The sequence below is a fragment of the Bacillus sp. ISL-7 genome, from assembly GCF_018613065.1.
This window is the reverse complement of record NZ_JAGGQW010000085.1, coordinates 45,308-53,767: the sequence shown is the minus strand read 5'-3', so window position 1 is coordinate 53,767 and position 8,460 is coordinate 45,308. Positions and strand designations below refer to the sequence as shown.

Genomic DNA, 8,460 nt, shown 5'->3' with positions numbered 1-8,460 from the left:
GTATCAAGCTGAGGGAGTTCAAGAAGGGATAAATTATAAAATTAAGGGAAGGTGATATTGTGAGAAGATTTATTTTAATCTTATTGCTTTTGATTAATGTTTTTTACATAGCGAATTACCTTATCAATTTTGAAACTTTTGCATTAAACAATCTATGGATTGTCTTTTTTATCATAAGTTTTGGTTTATCCATTCTTTTTTTGTTTCGTTCAAGAAAGCAATCTGCCTATAATCCTTTATTATCAATAGCAGTTATAGTGGCAAGTATTAGTTCTTTAGGAGCTTTTGGTTTTCAATATTTTATATCTAACCTTATGGGATAACAGATTTTCAAATAACCAGTGCGTTTCTACATTAAGTGGAGACGCTTTTTTACTAACGGGCAGGATAGATGAACATTAGTCTAAGCTTTTAAAAATTAAATTCCTATTATTTTGTTGTCCTAAATAAGTAAAATCGTCCGTAAATATACTGTGGATATGTTAAGACTTTAATTAGGATAGGAGTGAATAGGCAATTATGAAACAAACGATGCGCGTCCTTATTTCTGGTGCAAGCATTGCCGGTCCGGCACTCGCTTACTGGCTTCATCGTCATGGATTCGACGTGACAGTAATAGAACGTGCTCCAGCATTGCGCGCGGGTGGTTACGGGGTTGATATCCGTGGTGCAGCCATTTCCGTGCTTAAGGGGATGGGTATACTCGATCAAGTTCGTGTAGCTGACACGAACTTGACTGGTGTTTACTTTGTGAACAGCAAGTGCAAGATCCAAGGTCAAATAAGCGAAGCAAGTATGGGGAACCAGCAGGGTCTGGACATCGAAGTCATGCGAGACGATCTAAGTAACATTTTGTACGATTTAACCAAGGATACTGTTGATTACATTTGGGGCGATTCGATTACCGCTATAAATGAGACTGAAGCTGGTGCAGAAGTTCAATTTATTGATGACAAGCCACAGACATTTGACCTTGTCATCGGTGCAGACGGGCTTCATTCTAATGTACGCACCTTAACTTTTGGAGATGAAGCACAGTTTAAACGGACGCTTGGCTGTTATATCTCGATTTTCACTCTCGAGAATTACCTCAACCTCGACCACCGCCAACTGTTATATACGATACCAGGCAAAACTGTAGGTATGTGTAGCGCTCGTGACAATACCGAAGCAAGGGGTATGTTCTTGTTCCAATCAGAGGCATTGAAGCACGACCGCAATGATACAGAATCTCAAAAGAAACTAGTAGAAAATGCCTTCTTAGGCGATTCAGGTTGGGAAACTTCGCATCTACTCAAAACCATGAAAGATGCGAAAGACTTTTATTTTGACGAGGTTTGCCAGATTCACATGCCGACATGGTCAAAAGGGCGGATTACATTGGTAGGCGATGCGGCATATGGTCCATCTCCTCTATCAGGTCAAGGATCTAGCCTGGCGCTTGTCGGGGCTTATGTATTAGCTGGTGAACTTAAAGCTGCAGATGGCAACTTCGCCCGTGCATTTATTACCTACGAACAAAAAATGAGAAAGTTTGTTGAGAAAAATCAAAAAATAGGACTAATAGCTGCCGGGAGTATGATTGAAAAATCAAACTTCAAAATCTTTCTACGCAATTTAATGTTGCACATACCCCCGATTATGCTCGTACAATTTAAGATGATTTCAAAAATGATAGCCAAAGCTGCTAACGGGATCGAGCTGAAAGATTATTGATATGGATTTATTGGTTGGAGGGTTACTATCAACAAGTGACACGATCAAAAAAGGCTGTCTATTTTCAGTAACCATATAAAATCCGAACAAATTTCTGTTTATCCAGCAAAGCGCAAACATGCCCTTAAGCCCTTTAAAAATATTTTTAGTCTTCCGCAAGCCAGCGCGATTCTTTAGCAAGGATCGTTTTCTTTATTGATCTATCGTGGCAGTTTATTGTAGAGCAGTTGCTGATTAATTGGTAAAAAATCTATTGAGCAATTAATAGTTTGAACCTTATAAATTAATGAGGTATATTTATTACAAAATTTTCAGGTAATGGGAGTGGTCTATATGCTGAGATGTGCCTGGTGTATGAAAAAAATTAGTAATAACAAGGCAGTATTTGGGTTAAGTGTTAAGTTTGTAGAAGGTTTAGATTACACCGAAAGTGAAGGGAAAATAATACAAATAGGTCTCCGTACACGAAACACTAGTGTTCCTTTGATTGTAACAGCTAGAGAATCAGAAGCCAAATTACAAGGAACTGATGGTATATTTGCTTTATGTAGTGAGAATTGCGGAAAAAAAATGAAGGACACCTTAACTAAGGAAATAGCAATTTTTAAAGAATTTAAAGATATTGCTCTTCAATAATATTGAGAAGTTTAAACATAATTATTTCTGTTTAGATTGTGCGTTTCTATTAATATAGGCGCTTTTTTATTAAGGGGCTGGTTGAACAATACGATACTTTTCAAAGAAGTATCGTTTTTATTATTAAGCTAACGTGCAGGTTAGCTCAATAATAAAAGGGAAAAAGAGACCTTACGACGAATTGATTCTTATAGTAAATTAATGTTATTTATTGGAGGTATTTATGAATCCTATATTAAATCAAATCGGTACAGTTTTTATTCCTGTAAGTAATATTGAAGAGGCTCGTAATTGGTATTGTGACATACTTGGTTTAGCAGCAGAAGGCAAAATATTATTTGGTCATTTGTTTATAGTACCTATGAATGGAACAGGGATTGTATTAGATAGCAAAATTTTTTCAGTTGAAAATATATTCAAAGCCCCACTATTTCATTTCAATACTAATAATATAGAAAATGCTTACGATTATATGAGGGAAAAGAAGGTAGAAATAACAACAGGAATAGAGCAAAACCAATGGTTTAATTTTAAAGACCCTGATGGCAATCATTTGATGGTGTGTATGTGTTAAAACCTTCTTAAGCTAACGGATGCTTATGTTAAAGATGGGATGGCTGCGGCGATCCGTTTTCTTATTTCACTAACGAAGCAGATTTGTTCAAGAATCGAGGGACTTTTTACATAAAAAACCCGCTAGAAAATAATTCTAGCGGGCATTTTTGTATAACGAAAAGTTCCACCGAATTGTTGTTATTTCTAAGAGTTATAAAAAAGTTTTTTAGGAAACAAAACACCAGTTGCCGCGATGATCGAACTTGTCTTAACTTTTTCTCCCAAAAAGGACAACAAAATTAAAGTATTTATAAATACAATCAACATCTTGAAATCCACTTTCTTTCAGCCAAGCAATTTGGTCCTTCAGCGTTGCCATTTTATCAAGTTCCATACGTTCGTTAGCAGCTTCAATTTCCTGCTTTGTTAATCCGCTCTTTTCAACTTTGTTTTTCCAATCATTTTTATATAGCGATTCTAACAATGGTGTAGAACCAAGGACTTGGTCAGCATTTATAAATGCTCCATCTTGGTTTAATAAAGAAAACATTCTCTTGTACAACTTTCTTTTTTCTTCGTCAGATAGGTGGTGAATGGAAAGGGAAGAAATGATAAGGTCAAACTTTTCATTGAATTTATACTCTGTATAATCAGCAACCACATAATGAATATCATTATAATTTGCAAACCGCTTCCTTGAAACATCCATCATTTTTTCAGAAAGATCAATTAAGGTAATGTGGGCGTTTGGAAACTTTTCTTTAATGAAGAAAGAAAATAGTCCGGTGCCTGCACCAATATCCAGTACAGCTGGAGAATCATTTTTAGTTTCAATGATAGAAATGGGTATGGAGTAAAAATCATCAAAGCAAGGAATTAGTAGTTTTCTTTGACGATCGTAAGCACCTGCATTTTCATTGAATTTTTCTTTTATCCTTTGTTTGGTTGTGCTCATTCTGAAACCTCTCCTTAGATTAAGTATATTGTAGACCGATATATTCTATTTAGTAAATATTTAACTTAATATGAATTATAAGGAATTCGGTATATAATGAAAAATAACAAATTTAAGCACAATCAATAACAGTTAGTTATTAAAAAAAGGAATGTATTAGAAATGGATATAAAGTGGTTAAAAACATTTATCATCGCGGCTAGATATGAAAATTTTCGAAGAGCTTCTGAAAAGCTTTATTTAACACAACCGGCTGTTACTAAACACATAAAAAGGTTAGAACATCACCTTCACATTCAATTATTTGAACGGGTAGGCAAAAATGTTTCCCTTACCCCTGCCGGCTACAAGTTTCTTCCGGCAGCCATAGAGATTATTCAAAAATATGAAGAGGAGTTGGAGGAATTCGAAGGGTGGAAGCAAGGGTATAAACGTAAACTTATCATTGCTGTAGCTCCACAAATTGCAGCCTCTTTACTTCCACCTTTTTTGCGTTTCTTTATTGATGAACATCCAGATATTGAGGTGATTATAAATGTTGTACGATCTTTTGAGATAGGTGAAGAAATTAGCCTTGGCAAAGCAGACATCGGCTTAACAAGAATGAAGCCTGTCCAATCGGATCTGTCCTGTAAGATCATTCATCAGGATCCAGTTGTATTGGTTGCACCGTTTCCTGAAGAAAGAGAGCAACATAAAACGGCTATCAATGAGAGGGAAATGCTTGAACAATACCGGCTTTTAACCAATAATCATCCTTCATATTGGAATCAACTATTATCTGAGATTAAAAAATACTATCCACGGATTCGTACAATTCCCGTTACACAAATGGAAATTACAAAACGGTTTATTGAAACGGGATTAGGTATTTCATATTTACCACTATCCATTGTACAGGAAGAATTAAAGAGTAGGAGGATGGTTGAAATAAAACCTGATAAAATTGTACCTCCTGCTTCCTTTACTTATATGATTACAAAAATAGAAACACCGGAAGCAAAGGAATTTATCACTTCCATAGCATCAGTCTTCGCTGAAAAAAGATAAATGAATTATTAAGCTATATAACCTCAAAATTCTATATTAATATCTTCATTACAAACATTATCTTGTTCCTTGTTGAACTAACGGGGCAGTTTAGTTCAAGAAGGAATGGTAAAATGAAAGGAAATATAGCTTTTTAAGGGAGAGCATTATGGATATTCGAAAACTAAATGTAGATGAAGAACCTCCAATAGAATTGTTGTTATTAGCTGACCCTTCTCAAATACTTGTTGAGGAATATACGCAAAGGGGAGAATGCTTTGTAGCTGAAAATGATAAACAAATTATCGGGGTTTATGTACTACTCCCAACAAGACCTGAAACTGTGGAGTTGGTTAGTATTGCAGTTGTAGAAACCCTGCATAGTAGAGGCATTGGGAAACAGTTAGTAATTAATGCAATTCAAAAAGCTAAGTCAAGAGGATACAAAACGATAGAAGTCGGTACCGGAAATTCAAGCATAGGACAATTAACTCTTTATCAAAAATGTGGTTTTAGAATTAGAGGTGTTGATATAGATTATTTCATTAGGCACTACTCAGAAGAGATTTTTGAAAACGGTATTCAGTGTAGGGATATGATTCGTTTATCTCAAGATTTGTAAATAAAAAGAAAAAAGCCTTATATTACTAACGTTCCTTCAAGAAGGAGTAAAGCTTTTCTTGTTCAACTAAAGGGCAGATTAGATAAAGTGGAATAGTGAAAAAAGGTTAACTTTTCCAATGAATTGTAATAATATTAATTTAATTCTATTAGAAGAGGTGAGTTTAGTTGAGTAGAGTTGAGCAGAGTACAAAGTTAGATTTAGAAAGAATTGTTTTTATCGGGAGAACTTTTGAAGAGTATTTTGATATGTTTTCACTTTCAAAAGAAGAATTAGAGGGAAAGAAAATACTCGATTGTCCAGCAGGAGCTTGTTCGTTTACTGCTGTTGGTAACAAATCTGGTTTAGATGTAAAAGCTTGTGATATTGCGTATTATCATTCTGGTGAAGACTTGAAAAATAAAGGTCTTCAGGACATTGAACACGCTATGGAGCATATGCAAAAAGCCAAGAGCAATTATATATGGGATTATTTCAAAGATGTAGAAGGTCTTAGAAAACATCGTTTAAGTGCCTTAAAGGATTGTGCTAACGATATGATGGAATGGAATGAAAGATACATTCCCGTTACTTTACCTTCATTGCCGTTTAAGGATTCAGAATTTGATATACTTCTTTCTGCACATTTTCTATTTATGTATGCTGACCGATTAGATTACCAATTTCATATTAAAACTCTAAATGAGTTATTGAGAGTTACTAAGGAGGAAATTCGTATTTTCCCTTTAGTTGATTTGGAAGGAAAACGATATGAACATTTAGATAAATTAATAAAATATATCGCTGAAAATGGATGTACAGTTGAAGAAGTTAAAGTACCATATGAATTTCAGACAAATGCTAACTCGATGTTAAAAATAATAAAAGGGTAACAATGAAAGGGGCGACGTTCAACGTTGTCACTTGTTATAAAACCTTCTTTCACTAACGGGCAGTTTAGTTGAAAATGCTATAATTAAATTATTCTAATTTTTATTAAGGAGCCTTTATTGTTTTGGATGCAAAATATATTAATTTCTACGAATTTGGCAGTCCTAAAGATGTGTTGAAAATTGAATATAAAACCATTAAACCACCTAAAGATAATGAAGTTCTAGTTCGAATGTTGGCAAGACCTATCAATCCTTCTGATTTAATTCCAATTAGAGGGGCGTATTCTCATCGAACTTCTTTACCTAATATTCCTGGTTATGAAGGAGTTGGGATTGTAGAGGATGTAGGTCCTTTTGTTAAAAAAAACCTTATTGGTAAACGGGTTTTACCTTTGCGTGGGGAAGGTACATGGCAAGAGCTTGTTAAGACATCAGCAGAATTTGCCGTTCCTATACCTGATTCTATTGATGATTTTACGGCATCACAAATGTATATTAATCCCGTTACAGCCTGGGTGGTTTGTACGGAAGTTTTAAAATTAAAACCAAATGATGTTTTATTGGTTAACGCATGTGGTTCTTCTATTGGGCATATTTTTGTTCAATTATCAAAGATTTTAGGTTTTCAATTGATTGCAGTGACTAGAAATAATAAGTATACAGAGGAATTACTTCATCTCGGTGCTTCTAATGTGATAGATACCTCTTTAAATCGTCTAAATGAAACCGTTATGGAATTAACAAGTTGAATGGGTGCAGATGCTGCCATTGATTCTATTGGTGGTTCGGATGGTAATGAATTAGCTTTTAGTGTCCGCCCTAATGGACATTTTTTAACAATCGGTCTTTTATCAGGGGTACAAGTAAATTGGGCAGATATTGTAAATCAAGCAAAAGTGAATGCGAATATGTTTCATTTACGGAATTGGAATAAAAATGTCTCAGCAAATAAATGGAAAGAAACTTTTAATCATTTGATAAGGCTAATAGATGATAAAAAATTACGGTTGATGATGGTCGATTCTAAGTATGACTTGTCGGATATAAAAAAGGCGATTGACGCTGTAGAATCTTCTAAAAAAACAATCGGGAAAGTATTTTTAACAAGTTATTGAGTTAATTCTTCTTCAACAAACGGTGCTTATGTTAAAGAAGGGATGGCTGCGGCGATCCCGTTTTCTTATTGTGCTAACTGGGCAGTTTAATGGAATAAAGCGGAATCTTTCGAAGTATGTGGGAGGGGGTATATTATAATAAAAAGAATACGAAACCTTATTAAAAAGTTCATTCTAGATAAAACCCAACTATTAAAAATAGAAGAGTTAAAATTGCCTGAGCAAGCGATTAAAGAGTTTGATGTAATGTATAAAAGATACATATCAACAGGTGATGGAAATTATATATTTTATAATAGTAAATACCCATTATATTTGTTTTTGAATTACGTAATTGAGAATAAAAGTGTATTAGTACACGGCTCTAATAGTTATTTAATAGATAATTTTGAACCAAGAAAAAGTTCCCTCTTTAATGGTAAACCGATTAATGCTATTTTTGCTGCATCTGACGGCGTATGGTCATTATTTTTTGCAGTAAAAAATAGAAAAGGGTATGTAGGTTCTATAAGAAACCTTTGTTTAACTGTACCTACTAACAAAGGAATAAAACGTTATTATTATTTTTCGACGAATAATGATGATATAAGAGATATTTGGACAAGTGGTACGATTTATTTTTTCTCAAAGCACCTTTTCAAAAAAGGTGGAATTAGGGATGAGTGGGTATGTGAAGAAAAAATAAGACCACTTGCAAAGTTATCAGTTACTCCAAATGATTTCCCTTTTTTAGAAAAGGTCAGTATCCATAGAGAAACAGAGTCGATGGCAAAAACAATTTTAAAAGCACTATTTATTAAGAAGTAAACATTCAGTTATTCCATTAAAGGGGGCTTTAATGGAATAAACTCCCTAAAAAAAGAAAAGCTCAGAGCAATAAACTCTGAGCTTTTTTGCGTGCTATATGCTGTGTGATTTAATCTGCGAATTCAAATGTTATTCAGCTTGTTATTTTAAGTT

General features: G+C 34.2%; 8 protein-coding genes and 1 pseudogene. 8 read left to right on the top strand and 1 reads right to left on the bottom strand.

The features are described 5' to 3' along the window. The first annotated feature begins 519 nt into the window (after positions 1–519). The 3 genes from J7E66_RS28785 to J7E66_RS28775 all read left to right on the top strand — a co-directional run bounded on the left by J7E66_RS28785 (position 520) and on the right by J7E66_RS28775 (position 2,926). The gene (locus tag J7E66_RS28785; protein ID WP_215006677.1) at positions 520–1,716 is read left to right on the top strand and encodes an FAD-dependent monooxygenase; all 1,197 of its coding nucleotides are present in this window, start codon (positions 520–522) and stop codon (positions 1,714–1,716) included. Between the two features lie 354 nt (positions 1,717–2,070). Next, positions 2,071–2,352 (top strand): hypothetical protein, encoded by a 282-nt coding sequence (locus J7E66_RS28780; protein WP_251033186.1) that lies wholly within the window; start codon positions 2,071–2,073, stop codon positions 2,350–2,352. Between the two features lie 223 nt (positions 2,353–2,575). Then, a complete protein-coding gene (locus J7E66_RS28775; RefSeq protein ID WP_215006670.1) occupies positions 2,576–2,926 on the top strand; it encodes a VOC family protein in 351 nt (116 codons plus the stop codon). A 249-nt stretch (positions 2,927–3,175) separates the two neighbouring features. Here the strand turns inward: J7E66_RS28775 and J7E66_RS28770 are convergent, their stop codons facing one another. Next, on the bottom strand, positions 3,176–3,862 hold the full coding sequence (locus J7E66_RS28770) for a class I SAM-dependent methyltransferase (RefSeq protein ID WP_215006667.1): 687 nt from the start codon (positions 3,860–3,862) through the stop codon (positions 3,176–3,178). Positions 3,863–4,024: 162 nt separating this feature from the next. On the opposite strand from J7E66_RS28770, the gene J7E66_RS28765 reads away from it, so the two are divergent. From J7E66_RS28765 to J7E66_RS28745, 5 genes and pseudogenes are all read left to right on the top strand, one after another. Further along, on the top strand, positions 4,025–4,912 hold the full coding sequence (locus J7E66_RS28765) for a LysR family transcriptional regulator (RefSeq protein ID WP_215006664.1): 888 nt from the start codon (positions 4,025–4,027) through the stop codon (positions 4,910–4,912). Positions 4,913–5,060: 148 nt separating this feature from the next. Next, positions 5,061–5,513 (top strand): GNAT family N-acetyltransferase, encoded by a 453-nt coding sequence (locus J7E66_RS28760; RefSeq protein WP_215006661.1) that lies wholly within the window; start codon positions 5,061–5,063, stop codon positions 5,511–5,513. Between the two features lie 167 nt (positions 5,514–5,680). Next, positions 5,681–6,385: a class I SAM-dependent methyltransferase gene (locus J7E66_RS28755; RefSeq protein ID WP_215006658.1), complete on the top strand. Its 705-nt coding sequence runs from the start codon at positions 5,681–5,683 to the stop codon at positions 6,383–6,385. A gap of 122 nt (positions 6,386–6,507) precedes the next feature. Further along, positions 6,508–7,500, top strand: a pseudogene (locus J7E66_RS28750) (zinc-dependent alcohol dehydrogenase family protein). A gap of 213 nt (positions 7,501–7,713) precedes the next feature. Further along, on the top strand, positions 7,714–8,307 hold the full coding sequence (locus J7E66_RS28745; protein ID WP_215006656.1) for a hypothetical protein: 594 nt from the start codon (positions 7,714–7,716) through the stop codon (positions 8,305–8,307). Positions 8,308–8,460 lie beyond the last annotated feature (153 nt).

Coding starts and splice junctions, on each gene's coding strand:
- J7E66_RS28760 (WP_215006661.1), top strand. CDS start 5,061: ATGGATATTCGAAAACTAAATGTAGATGAAGAACCTCCAATAGAATTG.
- J7E66_RS28775 (WP_215006670.1), top strand. CDS start 2,576: ATGAATCCTATATTAAATCAAATCGGTACAGTTTTTATTCCTGTAAGT.
- J7E66_RS28785 (WP_215006677.1), top strand. CDS start 520: ATGAAACAAACGATGCGCGTCCTTATTTCTGGTGCAAGCATTGCCGGT.
- J7E66_RS28780 (WP_251033186.1), top strand. CDS start 2,071: ATGAAAAAAATTAGTAATAACAAGGCAGTATTTGGGTTAAGTGTTAAG.
- J7E66_RS28770 (WP_215006667.1), bottom strand. CDS start 3,862: ATGAGCACAACCAAACAAAGGATAAAAGAAAAATTCAATGAAAATGCA.
- J7E66_RS28765 (WP_215006664.1), top strand. CDS start 4,025: ATGGATATAAAGTGGTTAAAAACATTTATCATCGCGGCTAGATATGAA.